Source organism: Rhodoferax sp. PAMC 29310 (genome assembly GCF_017948265.1).
GTDB lineage: Bacteria > Pseudomonadota > Gammaproteobacteria > Burkholderiales > Burkholderiaceae_C > Rhodoferax.
Genome location: NZ_CP072852.1, coordinates 2,007,483 through 2,027,592 on the forward strand (window position 1 = coordinate 2,007,483; position 20,110 = coordinate 2,027,592).

Below are 20,110 nucleotides of genomic sequence, written 5' to 3' on the forward strand. Positions count from 1 at the left end.
CTATTCAAATACCGATCAAGCCCTAATAGGACTTGCGCAGACAGCTACATTTGTAATAGCACTGCACCCCAGGTAAATCCACCGCCAACCCCTTCCAGCATCAGTAGCTGACGGGGTTTGATTTTGCCGCTGCGCACGGCGGAATCCAGTGCAAGGGGAATCGACGCTGCAGAGGTGTTGCCATGCTGATCCACCGTCACAATGACTTTGTCCATGGACATTTTCAATTTTCTGGCAGTCGCCTGCATGATGCGAATGTTCGCTTGATGCGGAATGAGCCAGTCAATATCAGCCTCGGTCTTACCCGCTTTCGTCAATGTCGCACGGGCGGCTTGCTCAAGCACACCAACGGCCAGCTTGAATACGGCTTGTCCATCCATTTTCAACAGCGGATCGCCAATCACCTGTCCACCCGACACTTGGCCCGGCACACACAGGATGCCGACATGTTTGCCGTCGGCATGCAAGTCACTGGCCAAAATACCCGGCGTTTCCGAGGCTTCAAGCACAACAGCACCCGCACCGTCACCAAACAAAACGCAGGTTGTTCGATCTCTAAAATCCAGAATTCGGGAAAAAACTTCGGCGCCAACCACCAAAGCCTTGGTCGCCGTGCCGGTCTTGATCAGCGCATCTGCCACGGTCAGCGCATACACAAAACCACTGCAAACCGCTTGAACGTCGAACGCGGCGCCACCATTGGCACCCAGTTTATTTTGCAAAATGCAGGCGGTCGACGGGAAAACCATGTCTGGCGTTGACGTGGCGACAATGATGAGATCAATGTCCTGCGCCGACAAACCCGCCGCTGCCAGTGCGCGCTGGGCGGCTTCCAAGCCTAAGTCGCTGCTGCAGACATCAGGCGCGGCAAAGTGGCGCGCTTTGATACCGGTGCGCTCAACAATCCACTCATCCGAGGTTTCGACACCTTGAGCCGCCAATTCGGAGACCAAATCAGCATTGGAAAGCCGCCGGGGAGGCAAGTAGCTGCCAGTGCCTGTGATACGTGAATAAAGTCTCATGGTTCAGGTTGGAGCGACCGCACGGGAAAGCGCCGACGCCTCGGTCGCCACCAACAAAGGTGCCGCATGAGCGATTCGGGCTTGCACACGGTCAAGCAAGTTGTTTCGGGCTGCATCATACGCGCGCGCCAAAGCAAACTCGAATGCTACTGCGTCCGCAGACCCGTGACTTTTAAATACCAGGCCACGAAGACCCAGCAATGCCCCGCCGTTGTAGCGACGGTGATCCATTCTGTTTTTGAGCGCCGATATTATGGGATAAGCCGCAATTGCGGCCATCTTGGTCAAGATATTTCGAGAAAACTCAATTTTCAAAAAATTGACGATCATGGTGGCCAAGCCTTCGCTGGCCTTCAACGCGACGTTCCCAACGAATCCATCACACACAACGATGTCGGCGGTGCCTTTAAAAATATCGTTTCCTTCCACGTTGCCGTAGAAATTTAAGTCACCCGCTTTTGAAGCTGCTCGCAAAAGCTCGCCAGCCTTCTTGATGACCTCGTTGCCTTTGATGGCCTCTTCACCGATATTGAGCAGGCCAACGGTGGGATTCTCTCGGTTGTCCAGCGCAGACACTAGGGCAGCCCCCATGACGGCAAACTGGAGCAGGTGCTCCGCGGTGCAGTCCACATTGGCGCCCATGTCCAAGACAGTTGTTCCATGGCCTTTGGCATTGGGGATTTGACCTGCAATGGCCGGGCGATCAATGCCATCCAACGTTTTCAGAACATAGCGGGAAATCGCCATCAGGGCGGCGGTATTCCCCGCAGAGACTACGGCTTGCGCTGCGCCGTCTTTGACTTGCTGGATCGCTACGCGCATGGACGAATCCTTCTTGCGGCGCAACGCCACCTCCAGTGGGTCATCCATGCCAACCACCTCGCTGGCAAGAACTGTATTCACGCGCGAATGGGAGAAAGAAGCAAGCGCATCAGGTAAGCCGACCAGGATCAAACGCGCATCAGAGTGCTGATTTAGAAAGGCGAGACAAGCAGGAAGCGTGACAGACGTACCGTGATCGCCTCCCATACAGTCGACAGCAATAGTGATCATGATGGAAATCTAGTACACCGCGGCCAAAAAAAACCGGGTTTCGAACACATCAAAAACAAAGGCCCGGGGCTACAAGTAAAGTAGCCCCGGGCCTTGGCGTGATTAAAAAAATCAGGCTTCAGATTTGGTTTTCAAAACCTTGCGACCGCGGTAAAAACCAGTAGCGCTGATGTGGTGACGCAAATGGATTTCGCCAGTTGTTGGCTCAACTGCAATGCCAGGAACAACCAAAGCATTGTGCGAACGGTGCATACCGCGCTTGGAAGGTGATTTTTTATTCTGCTGGACGGCCATGATGGCTCCTTACGTCTGTGTTGCGACGCCCGCAACATCTGGGATTAGTGAAATACACAGCCACTAGTGCGGTGCGAAGCCTTAAATTATAGCCTAACCTGAAGTCTCACTTCAACTTGGCGTCTTGAAGCTTGGCGAGAACTGCGAACGGGTTTCGCTTTTCAGCGGAAGCGACTTCAAAATTGGCGTCCTCAGCGGCCATGATGACCTCACTTGGGCACTCATCGTGCCGCGGCACCAATGGCAACTCCATCAGGATCTCATCTTCTATCAATTCTGAGAGCTTGAATTCCGAAGTCAACGCAAGGACGTCCTCCTCACAATCATCGTCCTGCTGCTCCGCATCTTCTTCCGAGGCGACAAATCTGAAAGACCGACTCACACTCACAACACTGTCCACCGGCGCCAGGCAACGTTGGCAGGTCAGGTGTAATGTCACTGCGGCTTGCATGTGGAGCCAAATCTGATCCGCACCTGCCTCATCGGTCTTGATCTCGCCTTGGGCAGACCAATTCAAAAAACGATCGGCACCCATGCCATGGGTTTCAACCAATAGGCGCTCATAGTTCGACAGCGCATCGTGGCCCGATATTTCACGCGACGATTGGGCAAAGGATTTGACGTCGAGACGGGGGGCAAGAGACTCAGTATTCATGCATCGAGTGTAAGAGAATCGCCCTATGTCAGAAATAACACCCAAAAAACTCATCCTGGGTTCGACCTCACCCTACCGGCGCGAGTTGCTTGAGCGATTGCGCATTCCGTTCACCGTGGCGGCGCCAGAGGTTGACGAAACCCCACACCCCAAAGAAACACCCCAACAACTCGCATGTCGCCTGGCGATGAGCAAAGCCCGCGCAGTGGCGGCAAAGTTTCCTGACTGCATTGTCATTGGCTCTGACCAGGTAGCCGACCTAGAAGGCGAGGCACTCGGCAAACCGGGGGACTACCCCCGTGCCGTTGCACAACTTCAAAAAATGCGCGGCAAAGTTGTGATCTTTCAAACGGCAGTCGCCGTCGTCTGCCAGCGAAGTGGGTTTGCGCAAATGGACTTAGCTCAAGTCAAAGTGACCTTCCGGGACCTGAGCGACGCACAGATTGATGCCTATTTGAGAGCCGAGACGCCCTATGACTGCGCGGGAAGCGCCAAAAGCGAAGGCCTTGGTATTGCTTTGCTTTCATCGATTGACAATGATGACCCCACCGCGCTGATCGGCCTGCCCTTGATTCGAACTTGTCAAATGCTTGAGGCTGCGGGTCTCCAACTTCTGTAAATCCATGACGCTTGCATCACAAAATCCCAGCCCTCCAAAGGGAAAACTCTACCTCGTGCCCGCGCCACTGGACTTTGGCTGCAATGAACCCATGACACTCAGTGACACCATGCCGCTGGGAACACTCACGGTGGCGGCCAGACTAGAGCACTGGATCTGCGAAAACGCCAAGACCACCCGAGCCTATCTAAAACGCGTTGGAGAAGTGGTTCCGTTGAGCCATCCATTGCAGGCACTAAACATCACCGAATTGCCGCGGGAGGTCCATAAAAAAGGGGATCATACTGGCAATTTTGATGCACGGCCTCTTTTGGGGGCCGCGTTGCAGGGGCGTGACATCGGGCTGGGGAGCGAGGCAGGCATGCCTGCGGTCGCCGACCCTGGCTCCTCTGTGGTTCGCGCCGCCCACGACTTGGGAATTGAAGTGATTCCGCTGACCGGGCCCGTATCACTGCTGCTGGCGTTGGCGGCCAGTGGACTCAACGGTCAAAATTTTGCCTTTGTTGGCTACTTGCCCCAGGAACCCGTCGAACGTGCAAAACGTATACGGGATTTGGAATCATTGGCTCTAAAAACCGGGCAGGCCCAGTTATTTATCGAGACGCCCTATCGCAACGCGGCCCTGATGCAATCATTGTTGCAGACGCTGCAGCCCAACACCCGACTGGCCGTTAGCAGCGGATTGACCTTGCGCCGCGGGTTGTGTGTCAGCGAGACCGTTAAAAACTGGCGGCAAAAAGCCTCGGCAACCGACAATTCGACCCCAGCAGTTTTTGCATTGGGTCGATAAAGTCGCTATCAGCAGCCTGACTGCTCCAATCAACGCAACGAAGGATGAAAAGACAGGGTGCGGGCCGCGCCCTCACCCATTGCGACGCCAAAACGCTTGAACAACCGTTCAGCCACATTGTCCCGGCGGGTGTAGTCAATGATGTCTTCTGACTTGACAACCTCTCGCGCCACAAAGTCCAAGCTGCCCAAGTGATCGGCCAGGCCCAGCTCAATGGCTTGCTGGCCACTCCAAAACAGCCCACTGAAAGTTTCTGGCGTTTCCTTCAAGCGGTTACCCCGGCCGGCCTTCACCACATCAATGAACTGCTGATGAATTTGATTCAGCATGGCTTGGGCAAAAACGCGCTGCTTGTCAGTCTGAGGGCTAAAGGGGTCCAAAAACCCCTTGTTTTCGCCCGCCGTCATCAAACGTCGCTCTACGCCCAGCTTTTCCATCAATCCGGTGAAGCCAAAGCCATCCATCAGCACGCCAATGCTGCCAACGATACTGGCTTTGTCAACATAGATTTGATCAGCAGCCACGGCAATGTAATAGGCCGCCGAAGCGCAGGTTTCCTCCACCACCGCGTAGACCGGCTTAAGATGAAGTGCTTTTAGACGGCGAATCTCATCATTGATGATGCCGGCCTGCACAGGACTTCCCCCCGGCGAGTTGATCAACAGCACCACCGCCTGGGCGCCGTTGTCCTCAAACGCGCTTCGCAAGGCTGCATTGATCAAGTCTGCGCTGGCCTCAGCACCGGAGGCAATTTCACCTTTGATCTCAACCACGGCGGTGTGAGGTGTGGACGCGTCGGGTGTGGGGTGACTTTGGGCGAACCACATCCAAACCAAAAATCCAAAAAACGCCACCCACATCAGACGAAAGAATGTGCGCCAACGTCGAACCGAGCGCTGCTCACCGAGAGTCGCAAAAACCAACTTCTCAAGGGTTTTTCGTTCCCAGTTGTCATTCGCCACATCGTTTTTTGAGTCATTTTTCATAGCATCACGGGCGTTGTGTATAGGGTGAAAGTCACTATTTATTGCTGGATCAGCATCAAGGGTCGGCCGTCTGTTTTCAGGCGTGTCAGGTTCAGTCATTCAAAACTCTACGGGTTGGAGATTCTGGGCAGTATGCCAGTGCACGACGTCGCCGAACTCTGACATCTCGACCTTGATCAAGGCACCTCGACACGGCCCCATTCGGCATTGGCCCGTTTGAGGGTGATAGGTTGCACCATGGGTCGCACACATCAGCCAGTGGCCAGTCATATCGAACAATTGATTGGGCTGGTAGTCCATTTCCATGGGCACGTGGCTGCAGCGGTTCAAATACGCATGGACCTGCCCTTGATAGCGAACGGCAAACGCACGGCATGGCTGACCGATATAGGTCACGTCAAAGGAAACCGCGGTTGAACTGTCCACCAAGTCAGCTGATGGACACAGTGGAATGGACTCTGTCATACCGAGGCAACCGTGATTCAGGCGTTAATTCGAAGCCACTCATGCAGCTCGCCAACTGAATGCGCAATGAATAGTGGAGACAGCTCATGGAAAGCGTCCGGTTCATGGGCGCCGTAGCTCACACCTACTCGGGCACAGCCGGCATTGAGCGCCATTTGCAGGTCGTGTGTGGTGTCTCCAATCATCAGCGTCCGTTCGGGCGTGGTGCCAAATTGGTCCATCAGCTCATTCAGCATTCGAGGGTGTGGCTTTCCGGCCGTTTCATCGGCCGTGCGGGAGCCATTGAACATGTTTTTCAACTCTACTGTCTGCAAAACTTCGTCCAATCCTCGCCGACTTTTCCCTGTCGCCACGGTCAAATGGTGCTGGCGCGCCTTTAAGTCCGATAGCATATCCAACACTCCATGGAACAAGCTGATGTCAGCTTGGTGAATTTTGTAGTGGTGTTGATAGCGCGCCCCCAGCTCAAGGTAGCGGTCAACAGGCACGTCAGGCGCTGCATGCGCCAAGGCTTCCATCAGGCCCATTCCAATCACGTAGGACGCGTCTTTGTCGGACGGCACGGCTCCGCCGACATCCTGGACCGCATTTTGAATGCAACGGGTGATGATGGCAGTCGAGTCGAACAAGGTGCCGTCCCAATCAAATGCGATCAGATCAAAACGCCTTGCATTGGGCGAGTCAATCAATTGTGGGTGCGACATGGTCAGAGAATTGTTCAAGTTCACTTGGTAATGATGCCAAAAGTTCAATGCGCTTGCCGCTCGCAGGGTGACTGAACTGCAGGCGCCAAGCATGCAAATACATTCTTTTGAGCGCAGGGGAATCCACCATTCGCATCAACTGCTTGTTCCGATCGAAGTCGCCGTATTTGTCATCACCCGCAATGGGATAACCCTCGCTGGCCAAGTGGACCCTGATCTGGTGGGTGCGGCCTGTCTTGATCGTCACCTCCAGCAAGGTGTAATCAAGGGTTGATGTGGATCGGGGCTTCACCAAAGTCACCGACGGCATGCCGTCCGGATCATCTTTGGAGACCACTTTGACCCGACGCTCACCATCCACCAACAAGTATTTGTGCAAAGGCTTGTCCAGCACCTTTTTGCTACCAGGCCACTGCCCGAGCACCAGCGCCAGATAAGTCTTACCTGTTTCGCGCTCTCGGAATTGATTTTGCAAGTGCTTGAGCGCGCTTCTTTTCTTGGCAATCAGCAAAACGCCGCTGGTTTCACGGTCCAGTCGGTGAATCAACTCAAGAAACAAGGCTTGCGGGCGCGCCATGCGCAGCTGTTCAATCACTCCAAAACTGACACCTGATCCGCCGTGAACGGCAACGCCTGCCGGTTTGTCGATGGCCAAAAGATGTTCGTCTTCAAACAAAATTGAAAATTGGCGTGCTGGTGCGCCACTGGCCACCGTCGCAGCCATAGCACTCGCCTTCTCTGCCACTCTTTCAGAAATCCTAACCGGGGGCAAACGAACCAAATCGCCCGTCTCGACACGATCGTCCGCCGAAGCTCTGCCCTTGTTAACTCGAACCTCACCACTGCGAATGATGCGATACACATGAGATTTGGGTACGCCTTTGAGGTGACGCATCAAGAAGTTATCCAGACGCTGTCCGGCGGAATCTTCATCCACCAAAACGGTTTTAACTTGGGGTGCCGGAGACACGGGATTGCCCACTATAATTTGTTCCACTAGCGATCTGCTGTAAGTTGTTGATTTGACTGAAGGTTAATTCGTAATTGGGGTGAAGTTTAGTTCACCCACCCCGGCGCCGCTAGTAAGTCGGTACCGCCAGTCGCCGCACACTCAAACCACAAGCCAGTTGCTTGGGTGGTCTGTGTCAGCGAAGGGTCAAGACGACGCATTGAAACTCTGAAATGGAATACCCCAAGTTCACAGACCTGAGGTCTGTGATCGGAACGAAGCGATATGTTTGTGTTGATGAACCAGATTTGTAACTGCCTGCGGTGCGCTGTCGCGCCGTTTTTTGGCATCAATCGGTCATCCGTGCCCGTCTACCGGGCGCAACCTGCAATGAAGTTGATAGCACTTCCACAACACAACCTACCCGCTCTCCTCCACGCGCCAACGCCAGGACTTGTTATCTAAGTTCTTGTCCCAGGCAATTCCTCCTCAATTCAAAGCGTTCGTTCCGGTATCAATTGCTCGTCAAGAGCATGTTTGTTATTGAATTGAAGGACTGTCTCCCATGAAACGGATGCTGATTAACGCCACCCAGGCTGAAGAACGCCGCTTGGCGATTGTTGATGGACAAAAACTCCTCGACTACGAAATTGAAGTTGACGGACGCGAACAACGCAAGGGCAACATTTACAAGGCGGTCGTCACGCGAGTTGAGCCCTCGCTGGAAGCTTGTTTTGTAGATTACGGCGAGGACCGCCATGGTTTTCTCCCATTCAAAGAAATATCTCGCCAGTACTTCAAGGAAGGTGTTTCCGTTGGCCAAGCCCGCATTCAGGATGTGATTCGTGAAGGCCAGGAACTGCTGGTTCAGGTTGAAAAGGAAGAGCGGGGCAACAAAGGTGCCGCACTGACGACTTTCATCTCACTGGCTGGCCGCTATGTCGTCCTGATGCCAAATAACCCACGCGGTGGTGGGGTGTCGCGACGCATCGAAGGCGAAGACCGCGCCGAACTCAAAGAGGCGCTCGACCAGCTCGAGTACCCCAATGGCATGAGCATCATTGCGCGCACCGCCGGCATTGGCCGCAGCGCACCTGAACTCCAATGGGACTTGAATTACCTGCTCAAACTTTGGACTGCCATTGACGGCGCATCCAAAGGTGGCAAAGGTGCTTTCCTGATTTATCAGGAATCCAGCTTGGTCATTCGCGCCATTCGTGACTACTTCAACAACGACATTGGCGACATCCTGATCGACACCGATGATGTTTACGAGCAGGCCCAGCAGTTCATGGCCCATGTGATGCCTGAGCACGCTGCTCGCGTCAAGCGTTACCGCGATGACGCGCCGCTGTTCAGCCGCTTTCAGATTGAGCATCAAATTGAATCGGCGTATGCACGCACGGTGCAGCTCCCAAGTGGTGGCGCCATTGTCATTGACCATACCGAGGCCTTGGTTTCGGTGGACGTCAACTCGGCGCGCGCTATCAAAGGCGGCGACATTGAGGAAACAGCAACGCGCACCAACCTGGAAGCCGCTGACGAAGTCGCTCGCCAGATGCGTCTGCGCGATTTGGGTGGCCTGATCGTGATCGACTTCATTGACATGGAGGAGAGCCGCAATCGCCGTGACGTGGAAAACCGTCTGCGTGATGCTTTGCGGCAAGACCGCGCTCGGGTTCAATTTGGCACCATCAGCAAATTCGGCTTGATGGAAATGAGCCGCCAGCGTCTGCGTCCGGCGCTGAGCGAAGGCGCCTCCATCCCATGCCCCCGCTGCGGTGGCTCAGGGCATATCCGTGACACGGAGAGTTCGGCCCTCCAAATTCTGCGAATCATTCAGGAAGAATCACTGAAAGACAACACGGCATCCGTCTTGTGCCAGGTTCCAGTGGACGTTGCCTCCTTCTTGCTGAATGAGAAGCGGACAGAGATTGCCAAGATCGAGCTGAAGCAACGCATCAATGTCCTGATGGTGCCCAACAAGACGCTGGAGACCCCGAACTACCGTTTGGAGCGCCTGAAGCACGACGATCCTCGCTTGGACAACATTGAGGCCAGCTACAAAATGGCTGACGAAGTTGAAGATCCCACCTCGGTGACCCGCCGTTCGCAGGAACCTACTAACAAGCAGACGCCTGTTATCAAGGGAGTTCTGCCAGACGCACCCGCACCGTTGGCCCCACCCAAGCCGGTGGCAGCTCAGGCCACCCCGGCAGCGACGCCAGCGCAACCCACGACTTCACTGGCTCAGCCCACTGCTGCCGGCATTCTGGGATGGCTCAAAAACCTGTTCTTCCCTGCACCAGTGGCTGCACGATCGGTGCAACCTCAAGCCGAAGTCGCTAAAGACGAGAAGCGGGAATCTCGGTCTGGCAGAGACGGCGCACGCCGTGGCGAACCACGTCGTGAAGGCCGTGAAGATGGTCGCGGTGGTCGCGGTGAAGGCCGAGGCGATGGCCGCGGCGGTCGTGGCGGGCGTGGAGGTCGTGGTGACCGCCCTGCCGGCGGACAGCGTGATCGACTTGATGCCGATGGAAAAACGATGGCGCCTAATGCCGAGGCAGGAGTCCCTACCCAGGCCTCTCCAGATGGCGCAAAATCTGACGCGAAGCAGGATCGCCCTGCTCGCAATTCAGAGCGAGGTGGCCGTGGTGAACGCAACCGTTCTGATCGCAATGCCAACGGCGAACGTCAGCCTGCGTCGGAGCGCACCGGCGCCCGACCAGAAGGCCGTGAACGCCGACCAGACCGCAGCCGCCGAAATGAAGAAGGTGCCCCGACAGGTAGCTTGGACCAAGATCAATCCTTTGCCTCCAACGAACTTGAGTCCAAGCCGCTGAACACTGAGCGGGACCTGGGTGCTGATGCGGCCCCGATGGTCGTCGCGGATGCCCCGGCTCGCACTGAAGGCGGTTCGCCGCGTGAAAAGCGGTCTCGTGACCGATACGGACGAGAGCGTGGCCCACGTGGTGACCGCGGAGAAGCCGTGAATCGCGCCGAAGAATCGGTTGTCGATGCAGCCGTTGTCACTGAGCCCGCCCAAGAGGAGCCGCGCAAATCGTACTTCTCGGCCCCTGTAGCCAGCGCCTCGCCAATCGGCGCAAGCACAGAGACCCCGTCAGTCGAAGCGGCATTGCCGGTGGACACACAAGCACCCGCACTGGAAACTCCAACGCCAATGGCTGTCATTGCCGAGCCGACACCCGTGCCGGCAGCGCCTGCTAAAGTGGTTGCCTCGACTGCCACGCCAACGCCAGCTGAACCCGTTGGCATGCCAAAACTGGAGTCCTTTGAATTGCCAATGGCCGAATTGGCAGATATCGCTCAAAGCAGTGGCCTGAACTGGGTAAATTCTGACAGCGAGAAGATTGCAGCCGTTCAAGCGGCTATCGCAGCCGAGTCCAAGCCGGTTCACGTGCCCCGCCAACGCCCGGCTCCAGTTCAAATTGACACCGGGTCACTGGTTATGGTGGAGACCAAACGCGACTTGCGGGACATGACACTGCCCTTCGAAGAGAAGAGCCCGCAGTAACGAAACTGATGCCCCCTTTTGGGGGCTAATAAAAAAAGGGCACCTAGAGTGCCCTTTTTTTCGATTGCTCCTTCAATCAGAACAACTCAACTGCAGCAACTTGTGGAGCCCCTCCAAAAAAACCCCGCCGCACCAAGCCCAAATGACTACAAGCTCTGTTGCGCCCACTTCGCTGGGCAAAGTCAACGGCGCGCTCAGTTTTTTCCAATGCGCTGCTGGGTGAGTCATCGGCCAAGACACTGGTAAAGCCGCAACTGACAGTCACCTTGCCGACCTGAGGGAAATTGAACTTCTCCACGTTGGTGCGAAAACGTTCAAAGGCAGCCAATACCAGCGCCTCATCAGGGCAGTGCATCAAGACACCAAAGTGGTCGCCACCAAAGCGGTATATCCGGTCATAGGTGCGAAAGGTATTGCTCATCACTCGTCCAACCAAAAGCAGTACTTCCTCTGCAATCAAATGCCCGTGGGCATCATTAATTGCACCAAAATCATCAATGCAGGCCGAACCCAGCCAATAGTTGGCCGGAACACGGTGGCGACGATCTTGGTCCAGGCCCTGCAGCTTGGCGGACACAACAATATTTCCGGTCACGCCGTCCAACTCCTCCAAGACCGCACTGTAAAAAGCGTCGTCCAAAGACTTGCGATTCAACAGCCCCGTCAATGCATCACGGTCGCTGTATTCGAGCAACGCATACATATTCCGGTAAATTCTCCGCAATTGATCAATCGTCAAAAGAGACTCTGAAGTCAGCGTGTTTTCACAGTGAACCTCGATCACGCCCGCGTCGTCTTTTCGTGAATCTGAAAAAAGAGGGAGCATGTAGATCCGCGGCCCCTGTTCGCCTGCCCAGGCGATTTCAACAATCTCCCGTGTCATCAAGCACTTCACTCGATCCGGAGCATCACTCATGCGAGGCAAAGTATGAAAGTCAACCCTCAGGGGGTCAACGACCTTTCCACCGCCCTTGGCATCCATGCGGGCAACTTCCAACCACCGCTTCTCTCACTCCTCGCTCATCAAGCGTGCAATCGTGATGCGCTGAACGGGCAATAGGTCAATCAGCGCCTTGGACAGTGTGAGTTCTAGCAGATCCCGATCACGGTGATCGGTCAGTTTGAGAATATGTTCGATCAAGGTGCTCATAGTGAGCAAACTATAGCCCCGAACATCCAAACCGTCACGTCCTCGTTAAAGTTGCCGCTTTTTTCCAGGCACGGGCGGCCGCATCCGAGTCGTCTTTTTGCTCTGCCAACAAGGCCAGGGCCTGCCAGGCGTTGGCTTCGAGCCTGGACCCTTTCAGGCGGGGAAGTGACTGCATCAAAAGCTGTTGCGCCTTGCCCCAAAGCTGAAGGCGCATGCAAGCAATCCCAGCCAGGTATTGGAGCAATGAGTCGCCAGGACGGCCGTTTTGAGCAGTCTCAATTCGGGTCAACCAACTCGGATCAGGGGCGCCAGTCGCCAGAGAGAACCCTTGTTCCAACACCTGGACCAAGCTGGTTCGCTGTACCAGGGTCAAGTCTTCGGCGTGAGCGACCATGCGCTCCCAGAGTGGCAACAACCAGGTACGCGCTACGCTAACGTCACCGTCCAACTCCAACATCCGCTGTGCCGCGGCTATCGCCACCTCTGGAATAGTACGCTCAGCCCCATCCAGCCTGCTCCAGACACGCATCAGCTGATCTGAATCATGTGCCGATGACACTAGTTCCTGCGCCAAACTCCGCAAAATTCTTTCAGACGCCAACGGAGAGAACGCACGGTGCTTACTCAACAAACGAGCCGTCTCTAACGCCGGTGCAGTATGCCGAGCCATACGGGCAGCATCGAGGCGCAAACGCAGCGCAATCGTGCGGCGCGATGTGCCAACGGGCATTTCGTCCAACCACTGCAGTGCTCGCAATGCATCGTGATCCTCCAGCGACCACTTGGCGGCGCGCAATTGCAATGCTTCCGACACGCCTTGTGCGTCAGTGCGAGACGCCTGTTCGAGGGCTTTGGAAAAATGGTCGTCTCTTGCGTTTGTATCCTGAAGGGTATGGGCGCTTTCCGCTGCCAGCAAATGGGAGAGTGCTCGCAAACGTCCTGAATAGGAGAGCTCGTCATGGCCACGGCTCACCGCAGCCTCTCGAACCAGCACGGCCTCTGCCGACTTTCTAGCGCGAATAAAGCGCCCCGCAAGTAAATGAGACAACGCATCCAGCAGCGACACATGCAGCGCCCGCTCCTGATGCTGCAGCCGCCAGGACCTTGCATGACCTGGCATGGCAAACAGGGCTGCCAGCGCGCGCAATGCGAGGTGCAGGACGATGAAAAGAACCGTCAAAACGACGATCACCAAATTGAGAGAGAGGTCGACTCGGTAAGGAGGCCAGAAAACGGTCACCGTGCCAGGATTGTTTCCGGCAATAAGGGCCGTAGCGACGGCCACACCAAACAGGCCCAATAACCAAAGTGCAGCCCGCATGATTACCGGCCCGCTGCCGCTGTATTGAGCGCAGCATAGGTGTCGTTGACGTGCGGCACATCGAGGTTGCGCATTTGGGATTGAACATCTTTCAACAATGCCGCAGCGCCCTGAGTTCGGCGAGAAGATGCATCAAAGTATTTACTCAAAGTAACGGACGCCGCAGCCAAATCTGCACGAGAGGATTCCAGTTGTCGGGCCAACAGCCCGAGGCGCGCGTTCAATAATTTGAGTTTGAGGTTCTCTCGCAGAAAAAAGGACTGCTCCGGCGATAGCAGTGCGGCCTCTGCATTCTCCAACCGGTTGACCCGAACCAAGCCACGCAGCTCATGTACCACCACATCCAAGCCCGTTTTCCACCAAACCGGCGCGACCGCAGGGGATGTCGGCTTTATCGACTCCGTTGGTCGTTTCGGGCCAACGGCATTGGCTATCACCAGGTCGTCGGTCATCCGAATCAGTTCATCAAGCTTAACCAGCAAACCCGGCGTGTCGCTAATGGCAGCTGCCTTGATTCGGTCGATATCCTTGACAATGGCACGCTGAAGGGCCGACAGTCGGGGCTGGGCCGCTCTTGTGACGCGTTGATCCGCGCTTCGCAGCGCTGCCAGCAATGGCTCCGCACTGCCTGTCAACTGGGTTTGTTGTTGGGCGAGCCGAATGGATGACTCAATATCAACCACCAAGTTTTCATCGCGGGAGCGCGACAAACTTTGGATCAACTCTTCCAGCTGAGTGCGCTGAAGGGTGACCTCAGCAAGCCGGGCTTCGAACAAAGCAGTTCGCGCAGCCGCGTCTTGGCTTAGCTCCATGGATTGCTTGGCCATGGCCCTGGCCTCAACCGACAGCGCGCCGGTGTCAGCGCTCTGACGCGCCAGCAACTCTTGAATCGTGGTCAGCTTTTGCCACAGCAGGCCACTTGCCAACAAAGCCACCAGAGAAAGACCCGCCAATACGATCGCGGTTCGACCAGCGGGCCCCAAGTAGGCACCCGACTGAACAGGCGCGACAAGCGGCCCATCGACTGAGGGAATTGGGGGTTCGTCGCGGGCGTCTGCGTTCATGTCATGGATTCTATCGAGGCAACCACAGCCGCGAGTGTTGGGCGTGATTCCTGCACAACACCGAACCCAGCCGCTTTTGCGGCGGCTGCAATGCGGGGATGTGTCGCCAATGCCCGGGCGTGGCCCCAGCTTTGCTGGGGCAACCAGGCTTTCAGGTTCGCCACGGCCTCGGTACTGCTCAATAACCAAACCGCCCCGTCCTCTGCAGCATGACGGGCCATTGCGACATCTGCGGGCGAGAACTGGGGTGAACTTCGTTGGTAAGTGGCCACAAAATCAGCCGCTGCACCCACGCTGGACAGCCGATTGGCAAACCAATCCCGGCCTGATCCTGCAATGGAATGGTTTCCACCGGTCCCGTCGCTGCCTCGCACTATCAGCACGCGGTCACCGGCATGGACTTGATGGCTCACCCGAAGCCACAAATTTTCTGAATCAAACTGCGCCGAGGCCAGATCAGGCGCATCCACGCAGTCGGACTCAAGCCCGGCACGCAACAATGCTCGGCTGGTGCCTGGCCCCGTCGCCCATGCTCTTGTTTTGGAGGTAGAACCATGCTTAAAGCCCTTTGCAGAACTGGGCTTCGCCGAAAAAAAATAGTCTACTGCGTTGCCGCTGACAAACATCACACCCACATAGTCGTGGAGCCTGCCCCATGCGTTAACCACGGGCGACACATCCGCAATGGCCCCAATTTGAATCAATGGCAGGGCCGCGGCTTCATACCCCGACGCCAATAGATCTCTGACCCATACTCGGGCATCACGATCGGGCCGGGTCACGATCACCCGCATGGCTAACTGGCGTCCAGAGACTCGCCAGACTTGGGGACGACACCGCCTTTGGCGACAACGCGAGCACGCAGCTCGACTGCCGCTGTAGCGCCCAAGGCCGTGGCACTGGCCAAATCAGTCACCGTCCCGCTCAGACGCACGCTTTCCAGGGGCAACTTTCCTTCTGAATCCCCCCAAGCTGCGTCAATGGTCAACACATCGCCACTCAAGGTGGCGTAGGCGGCCAAAGGCATGGAGCAACTGCCTCCCATCGCACGGCTCACCGCACGCTCGGCGGACACCGCCAGCCAGGTGGTCTGGTGTGCCAGTGGGGCCAATGCGTCCACGACGTCTTGCCGGTTGGCCCGCACCTCGATGCCCAGGGCGCCCTGCCCTGCGGCTGGCAACATTTCATGGGGCTCAAAACACACCCTGATGCGCTCGCTCAAGCCCAGACGCTTCAGCCCGGCGGCGGCCAATACGATGCCTTCATACAGGCCTTCGTCAAGCTTGCGCAGTCGCGTGTCCAGGTTGCCCCGCAGGGGTTCGATGACCAAATCAGGGCGCAATGCGTGTAACAAAGCCATGCGACGCAGACTGGATGTTCCCACCACCGCGCCTTGGGGCAGACTCGCCAAAGAGGCGTATTTATTGGACACAAACGCATCACGCGGGTCCTCGCGCTCCATCACACAGGCCAAAACGAACCCGTCAGGCAGTTCCATGGGAACATCCTTGAGAGAGTGCACCGCCAAGTCGGCGCGCCCTTCCTCAATCGCCACCTCCAGCTCTTTGACAAAAAGCCCTTTGCCGCCGACCTTGCTCAAAGAGCGATCCAGGATTTGATCGCCCTTGGTGGTCATGCCCAACAAGTTGACTGAATGGCCTCGTTGCGCCAATAGGGCCATCACATGCTCGGCCTGCCACATGGCAAGGCGACTTTCTCGGGTTGCTATCGTCAAACTGCTCATAATTCTCTACGTTGAAGGTCGTAACCAGTATGTAACAAGGGAGTGCATGGAATGCTAGCATGCCAGATTTGTCCTCTGTTCAGCTCCTAATCCAACCCACCATGACCAAATCGCCGAAAACTGAAGCTGCGCCCCGCACCAAAGACAACGAACGCCCACTGGTTGAGGACATTCGCCTGCTGGGGCGAATCTTGGGAGATGTGATTCGGGAGCAAGAGGGCGTTGCCGCCTTTGAATTGATTGAACAGATTCGTCAACTCTCCGTGGCCTTCCGCCGGGACGCTGACCACGAGGCCGACAAGGCGCTGAAAAAGCTGCTTAAAGGGCTCACTGGTGATCAGACCGTGAGTGTGATCCGCGCCTTCACCTATTTCAGTCATCTGGCCAATCTGGCAGAGGACCGCCACCACATTCGCCGCCGCGCTCTGCACGAGCGTGCGGGCGACACCCAGGAAGGTAGCGTCGATGTCGCCTTGTCGCGCCTGCGCTGGGCGGGTATTTCACAAAAGACGATTTCTGACACGCTGGCCAATAGCTTTGTGTCACCCGTACTGACCGCTCACCCCACCGAGGTCCAGCGCAAGAGCATCCTGGACGCGGAGCGTTTCATCGCCCAGTTGCTGGTCGCTCGCGACGACATCAAGGTCCGTGCGGCGTCCGTCAACATCAACAAAGACGCCCTCACTCCCAGAGAGCTGGCCGCCAATGAGTTGCAAATGCGGGCTCGCGTGCTGCAACTGTGGCAAACCCGTTTGCTGCGCTACAGCAAACTCACCGTGGCCGATGAGGTGGAGAACGCCCTGAGCTATTACGAGTCGACCTTCCTGCGCGAGATTCCCAAGCTCTATGCCAATTTGGAGCGAGAGCTTGGCGAACAGCCCGTCCACAACTTTTTGCGCATGGGCCAGTGGATTGGCGGTGACCGCGATGGCAACCCCAACGTCAATGCCAGCACCCTGATGCATGCGTTGAAGCGCCAATCAGACGTCGCATTGCGCCACTTCCTGACCGAGGTGCACTACCTAGGCGGCGAGCTGTCGCTGTCCGCCATCCTGGTCGACTACTCCCCGGCAATGCAGGCCCTCGCGGAAGCGTCGCCAGACACAAACGCCCACCGGCAAGACGAGCCCTACCGCCGGGCCTTGATCGGGGTTTATGCACGACTTGCGGCAACGCTCAAAGCCTTGACCGGCGGCGAGGCAGCCCGCCATGCGGTGGCCCCTCAGAACCCCTACCTGTCAGCGGCGGAGTTTTTGGCGGACTTGCGCACCATTGAGGCGTCCCTGCTGGCGCACCACGGCGCTGCGCTGGTCGGCCAACGTCTGCGTCCGCTGATTCGTGCGGTTGAAGTTTTTGGCTTTCACCTGGCCACCGTCGACCTGCGCCAAAGCTCTGACAAGCACGAAGCCGTGGTGGCCGAGTTGTTCGCCTTCGCCCGCATTGAACCGGCCTACTCCGATTTGGACGAAATGGCCAAGCGGACTTTGCTGCTGAAGCTGCTCAATGAGGCTCGCCCCTTGCGCGTCATGGGCGCCGAGTATTCGGAACACGCCCAGAGCGAGTTGCTGATTTTCGAAACCGCCAAGGTCATGCGTGAGAAGTATGGCGTTGAGGCGATTCGCCACTACATCATCAGCCACACCGAGACCGTCAGCGACTTGCTAGAAGTGCTCTTGCTGCAAAAAGAAGTGGGCTTGATGCGCGGCACACTCGATGCCAACGCCATCTGCGACCTGATTGTTGTGCCCTTGTTCGAGACCATCGAAGACTTGCGCAATGCGTCTCCCATCATGGGTGACTTTTACGCCCTGCCAGGCATCACCGAACTGGTCCAGCGCAGCGGCGCCGAGCAGGACATCATGCTGGGCTACTCTGACAGCAACAAAGACGGCGGCATTTTCACCAGCAACTGGGAACTCTACCGCGCCGAGATCGCGCTGGTGGAGTTGTTCGATCAGCTGGCTGAAAACCTCAGTGGAACAGGCACCAAACGCATTCAACTGCGCATGTTCCATGGCCGGGGCGGCACGGTTGGCCGGGGCGGCGGCCCCAGCTACCAGGCCATTTTGGCGCAACCTCCCGGCACCGTGCGCGGGCAGATTCGCCTAACCGAGCAGGGAGAAGTTATTGGTTCCAAGTACGCTAACCCAGAGATTGGCCGGCGTAACCTGGAAACCCTGGTCGCAGCCACGCTGGAAGCAACCCTTTTGCAACCGACCAAGTCGGCGACCCAGCCCTTCCTGGACACCGCCGCAGACCTGTCTACGCGCAGCATGGCGGCCTACCGTGCCTTGGTTTACGAAACTCCAGGCTTCACCGATTACTTCTTTGCCGCGACCCCATTGCGCGAGATTGCACAGCTAAACATTGGTTCACGCCCGGCATCCCGCAAAGCCTCATTACAAATTGAGGACCTGCGCGCCATTCCCTGGGGATTTAGCTGGGGCCAGTGCCGCCTGCTGTTGCCAGGCTGGTTTGGTTTCGGATCGGCCATTGAGCAGTTCTTGAGTGAAGGCGGTCCAGCGGCCCGCAAGGAAAAGCTGGCCCTGCTGCAGCAAATGAACAAACAATGGCCGTTCTTCAAGACACTGTTGTCCAACATTGACATGGTGTTGGCCAAGAGCGACCTGGCTTTGGCTTCTTTGTATTCGGAGTTGGTGACCAACACCCGTCAACGCAAGAAAATCTTCTCGGCAATTGAGGCGGAGTGGCACCGTACAGCGGCTGCGCTCACCCAAATTACGGGGGACAAGCACCGTCTCACGAACAATTCGGCATTGCAGCGCTCCATCCGTCACCGCTTCCCGTACATTGACCCCTTGCATCACCTGCAGGTGGAGTTGGTTCGACGCTACCGTGCCGGCGGACAGGAAGATGACCGCATCCAGCGCGGTATTCACATCTCGATCAACGGTATTGCAGCCGGTCTGCGCAACACCGGCTAGACATCAAAGAGGGGGTGACTCCTTTGTCAACCGGCGTGAGTAGCTATAATTTCAATAGCAACTTACGCCGCGCCTGCAACCATCTCCCTAACGGCAGCCAGCTGCCGGCGGGACACGAACAGCAACTCCTCCACTCCATGTAGTCGGACGGCCCAGCCTTCTCCTTCGTCAGCGTCATGGTGCATTTCAAGCGCTCGAACGGCACGGCGTGCAATCAGGGCATTGCGGTGGATGCGCATGAAGCGGTCCTGGTACTTCTCCTCCAACTCGTTCAAAGCGGCTTCCAGTAAATAGGTCTGAGTCAACGTGCGAACGGTCAAGTATTTCAACTCTGCTTTGAAGTACAACACGTCCGAGACCTTCACCCGCTCAGTGCGACCCCGCTCTTGAATCAGCAGGAAATCATCCACTAAATCAGACTCTACCGCCCGAACAGATTGCGTAAGACGCTCCACTTTTTGCAGCGCCACCTGCAGGCGCTCCAAGCGCACCGGTTTGGTCAAATAGTCCACGGCATCCAGCTCAAACGCCTGCAGGGCATGCTCCGAGTGCGCGGTTACGAACAGAATCGCCGGTGGATTAGGCAAGGTGCGCAGACTGGTCACCAAGGCCATTCCATTGGCTCCCGGCATGTTGATATCAATCAGCGCGACGTCTACCGAATGATGGGACAACCAGGCCAAGGCCTGCCCTGCGTTGGCCGCCTCGGCCTCGACACGGGTTGCAGGCTGGATGCAGTCACCCAACAACGTCCGAAGTCGGGAACGGGCCAGCAACTCGTCGTCCACAATCAATACCGTCATCACCATGACTT

19 protein-coding genes are annotated in these 20,110 nt (G+C 56.6%); 4 read left to right on the top strand and 15 right to left on the bottom strand.

From position 1 onward, the window contains the following. Positions 1-44 precede the first annotated feature (44 nt). The 4 genes from J8G15_RS09135 to J8G15_RS09150 form a co-directional block, all read right to left on the bottom strand. Positions 45-1,022: a beta-ketoacyl-ACP synthase III gene (locus tag J8G15_RS09135; protein ID WP_210547166.1), complete on the bottom strand. Its 978-nt coding sequence runs from the start codon at positions 1,020-1,022 to the stop codon at positions 45-47. Between the two features lie 3 nt (positions 1,023-1,025). Next, entirely contained in the window at positions 1,026-2,075 is a 1,050-nt protein-coding gene (gene plsX / locus J8G15_RS09140; protein ID WP_210547167.1) for a phosphate acyltransferase PlsX, read from the bottom strand. A 111-nt stretch (positions 2,076-2,186) separates the two neighbouring features. Beyond that, positions 2,187-2,369 (bottom strand): 50S ribosomal protein L32, encoded by a 183-nt coding sequence (rpmF, locus tag J8G15_RS09145; RefSeq protein ID WP_210547168.1) that lies wholly within the window; start codon positions 2,367-2,369, stop codon positions 2,187-2,189. A gap of 106 nt (positions 2,370-2,475) precedes the next feature. Further along, positions 2,476-3,024: a DUF177 domain-containing protein gene (locus J8G15_RS09150; RefSeq protein ID WP_210547169.1), complete on the bottom strand. Its 549-nt coding sequence runs from the start codon at positions 3,022-3,024 to the stop codon at positions 2,476-2,478. Between the two features lie 25 nt (positions 3,025-3,049). Between J8G15_RS09150 and J8G15_RS09155 the strand changes: the two genes are divergently transcribed. Both J8G15_RS09155 and J8G15_RS09160 read left to right on the top strand, forming a co-directional pair. Beyond that, entirely contained in the window at positions 3,050-3,643 is a 594-nt protein-coding gene (locus J8G15_RS09155; RefSeq protein ID WP_210547170.1) for a Maf family nucleotide pyrophosphatase, read from the top strand. Positions 3,644-3,734: 91 nt separating this feature from the next. Next, positions 3,735-4,433, top strand: a complete 699-nt coding sequence (locus J8G15_RS09160) for an SAM-dependent methyltransferase (RefSeq protein WP_240538494.1) — start codon at positions 3,735-3,737, stop codon at positions 4,431-4,433. Positions 4,434-4,462: 29 nt separating this feature from the next. On the opposite strand, the gene J8G15_RS09165 is transcribed toward J8G15_RS09160, so the two are convergent. The 4 genes from J8G15_RS09165 to J8G15_RS09180 form a co-directional block, all read right to left on the bottom strand. Further along, complete coding sequence (locus tag J8G15_RS09165; RefSeq protein WP_240538495.1) at positions 4,463-5,419, bottom strand: S49 family peptidase; 957 nt, start codon at positions 5,417-5,419, stop codon at positions 4,463-4,465. Between the two features lie 99 nt (positions 5,420-5,518). Continuing rightward, positions 5,519-5,884, bottom strand: coding sequence for a Rieske 2Fe-2S domain-containing protein (locus J8G15_RS09170; RefSeq protein ID WP_210547173.1), 366 nt, complete (start codon positions 5,882-5,884; stop codon positions 5,519-5,521). A gap of 17 nt (positions 5,885-5,901) precedes the next feature. After that, entirely contained in the window at positions 5,902-6,588 is a 687-nt protein-coding gene (locus J8G15_RS09175) for an HAD family hydrolase (RefSeq protein WP_210547174.1), read from the bottom strand. Beyond that, positions 6,566-7,585 carry an RluA family pseudouridine synthase gene (locus J8G15_RS09180; RefSeq protein ID WP_210547175.1) on the bottom strand — a complete coding sequence of 340 codons (1,020 nt, stop codon included), beginning with the start codon at positions 7,583-7,585 and terminating at the stop codon, positions 6,566-6,568. Before J8G15_RS09180 ends, J8G15_RS09175 begins: the two co-directional genes overlap by 23 nt. A 517-nt stretch (positions 7,586-8,102) precedes the next feature. On the opposite strand from J8G15_RS09180, the gene J8G15_RS09185 reads away from it, so the two are divergent. Then, on the top strand, positions 8,103-11,072 hold the full coding sequence (locus tag J8G15_RS09185; RefSeq protein ID WP_210547176.1) for an Rne/Rng family ribonuclease: 2,970 nt from the start codon (positions 8,103-8,105) through the stop codon (positions 11,070-11,072). Positions 11,073-11,148: 76 nt separating this feature from the next. Here the strand turns inward: J8G15_RS09185 and J8G15_RS21495 are convergent, their stop codons facing one another. The 6 genes from J8G15_RS21495 to hemC form a co-directional block, all read right to left on the bottom strand. Continuing rightward, the gene (locus J8G15_RS21495; protein ID WP_240538496.1) at positions 11,149-11,775 is read right to left on the bottom strand and encodes a GGDEF domain-containing protein; all 627 of its coding nucleotides are present in this window, start codon (positions 11,773-11,775) and stop codon (positions 11,149-11,151) included. A gap of 306 nt (positions 11,776-12,081) precedes the next feature. Next, entirely contained in the window at positions 12,082-12,222 is a 141-nt protein-coding gene (locus J8G15_RS21500; protein ID WP_240538497.1) for a hypothetical protein, read from the bottom strand. A gap of 34 nt (positions 12,223-12,256) precedes the next feature. Continuing rightward, a complete protein-coding gene (locus tag J8G15_RS09195; protein ID WP_210547177.1) occupies positions 12,257-13,543 on the bottom strand; it encodes a heme biosynthesis HemY N-terminal domain-containing protein in 1,287 nt (428 codons plus the stop codon). A gap of 2 nt (positions 13,544-13,545) precedes the next feature. After that, positions 13,546-14,607 carry a uroporphyrinogen-III C-methyltransferase gene (locus J8G15_RS09200; protein WP_210547178.1) on the bottom strand — a complete coding sequence of 354 codons (1,062 nt, stop codon included), beginning with the start codon at positions 14,605-14,607 and terminating at the stop codon, positions 13,546-13,548. After that, positions 14,604-15,401 carry a uroporphyrinogen-III synthase gene (locus J8G15_RS09205; protein ID WP_210547179.1) on the bottom strand — a complete coding sequence of 266 codons (798 nt, stop codon included), beginning with the start codon at positions 15,399-15,401 and terminating at the stop codon, positions 14,604-14,606. The genes J8G15_RS09200 and J8G15_RS09205 overlap by 4 nt, the downstream gene beginning before the upstream one ends. A 2-nt stretch (positions 15,402-15,403) precedes the next feature. Next, positions 15,404-16,351, bottom strand: a complete 948-nt coding sequence (hemC, locus tag J8G15_RS09210; protein WP_210547180.1) for a hydroxymethylbilane synthase — start codon at positions 16,349-16,351, stop codon at positions 15,404-15,406. Between the two features lie 101 nt (positions 16,352-16,452). On the opposite strand from hemC, the gene ppc reads away from it, so the two are divergent. After that, the gene (gene ppc, locus J8G15_RS09215; RefSeq protein ID WP_210547181.1) at positions 16,453-19,296 is read left to right on the top strand and encodes a phosphoenolpyruvate carboxylase; all 2,844 of its coding nucleotides are present in this window, start codon (positions 16,453-16,455) and stop codon (positions 19,294-19,296) included. Positions 19,297-19,358: 62 nt separating this feature from the next. On the opposite strand, the gene J8G15_RS09220 is transcribed toward ppc, so the two are convergent. Beyond that, a complete protein-coding gene (locus J8G15_RS09220) occupies positions 19,359-20,099 on the bottom strand; it encodes a LytTR family DNA-binding domain-containing protein (RefSeq protein ID WP_210547522.1) in 741 nt (246 codons plus the stop codon). Positions 20,100-20,110 lie beyond the last annotated feature (11 nt).

Excerpts from the sequence above, each read along its gene's own strand:
- J8G15_RS09135 (WP_210547166.1), bottom strand. The coding sequence starts at position 1,022 with ATGAGACTTTATTCACGTATCACAGGCACTGGCAGCTACTTGCCTCCC.
- plsX (WP_210547167.1), bottom strand. The coding sequence starts at position 2,075 with ATGATCACTATTGCTGTCGACTGTATGGGAGGCGATCACGGTACGTCT.
- rpmF (WP_210547168.1), bottom strand. The coding sequence starts at position 2,369 with ATGGCCGTCCAGCAGAATAAAAAATCACCTTCCAAGCGCGGTATGCAC.
- J8G15_RS09150 (WP_210547169.1), bottom strand. The coding sequence starts at position 3,024 with ATGAATACTGAGTCTCTTGCCCCCCGTCTCGACGTCAAATCCTTTGCC.
- J8G15_RS09155 (WP_210547170.1), top strand. The coding sequence starts at position 3,050 with ATGTCAGAAATAACACCCAAAAAACTCATCCTGGGTTCGACCTCACCC.
- J8G15_RS09160 (WP_240538494.1), top strand. The coding sequence starts at position 3,735 with ATGACACTCAGTGACACCATGCCGCTGGGAACACTCACGGTGGCGGCC.
- J8G15_RS09165 (WP_240538495.1), bottom strand. The coding sequence starts at position 5,419 with ATGAAAAATGACTCAAAAAACGATGTGGCGAATGACAACTGGGAACGA.
- J8G15_RS09170 (WP_210547173.1), bottom strand. The coding sequence starts at position 5,884 with ATGACAGAGTCCATTCCACTGTGTCCATCAGCTGACTTGGTGGACAGT.
- J8G15_RS09175 (WP_210547174.1), bottom strand. The coding sequence starts at position 6,588 with ATGTCGCACCCACAATTGATTGACTCGCCCAATGCAAGGCGTTTTGAT.
- J8G15_RS09185 (WP_210547176.1), top strand. The coding sequence starts at position 8,103 with ATGAAACGGATGCTGATTAACGCCACCCAGGCTGAAGAACGCCGCTTG.
- J8G15_RS21495 (WP_240538496.1), bottom strand. The coding sequence starts at position 11,775 with ATGTATGCGTTGCTCGAATACAGCGACCGTGATGCATTGACGGGGCTG.
- J8G15_RS21500 (WP_240538497.1), bottom strand. The coding sequence starts at position 12,222 with ATGAGCACCTTGATCGAACATATTCTCAAACTGACCGATCACCGTGAT.
- J8G15_RS09195 (WP_210547177.1), bottom strand. The coding sequence starts at position 13,543 with ATGCGGGCTGCACTTTGGTTATTGGGCCTGTTTGGTGTGGCCGTCGCT.
- J8G15_RS09200 (WP_210547178.1), bottom strand. The coding sequence starts at position 14,607 with ATGAACGCAGACGCCCGCGACGAACCCCCAATTCCCTCAGTCGATGGG.
- J8G15_RS09205 (WP_210547179.1), bottom strand. The coding sequence starts at position 15,401 with ATGCGGGTGATCGTGACCCGGCCCGATCGTGATGCCCGAGTATGGGTC.
- hemC (WP_210547180.1), bottom strand. The coding sequence starts at position 16,351 with ATGAGCAGTTTGACGATAGCAACCCGAGAAAGTCGCCTTGCCATGTGG.
- ppc (WP_210547181.1), top strand. The coding sequence starts at position 16,453 with ATGACCAAATCGCCGAAAACTGAAGCTGCGCCCCGCACCAAAGACAAC.
- J8G15_RS09220 (WP_210547522.1), bottom strand. The coding sequence starts at position 20,099 with ATGACGGTATTGATTGTGGACGACGAGTTGCTGGCCCGTTCCCGACTT.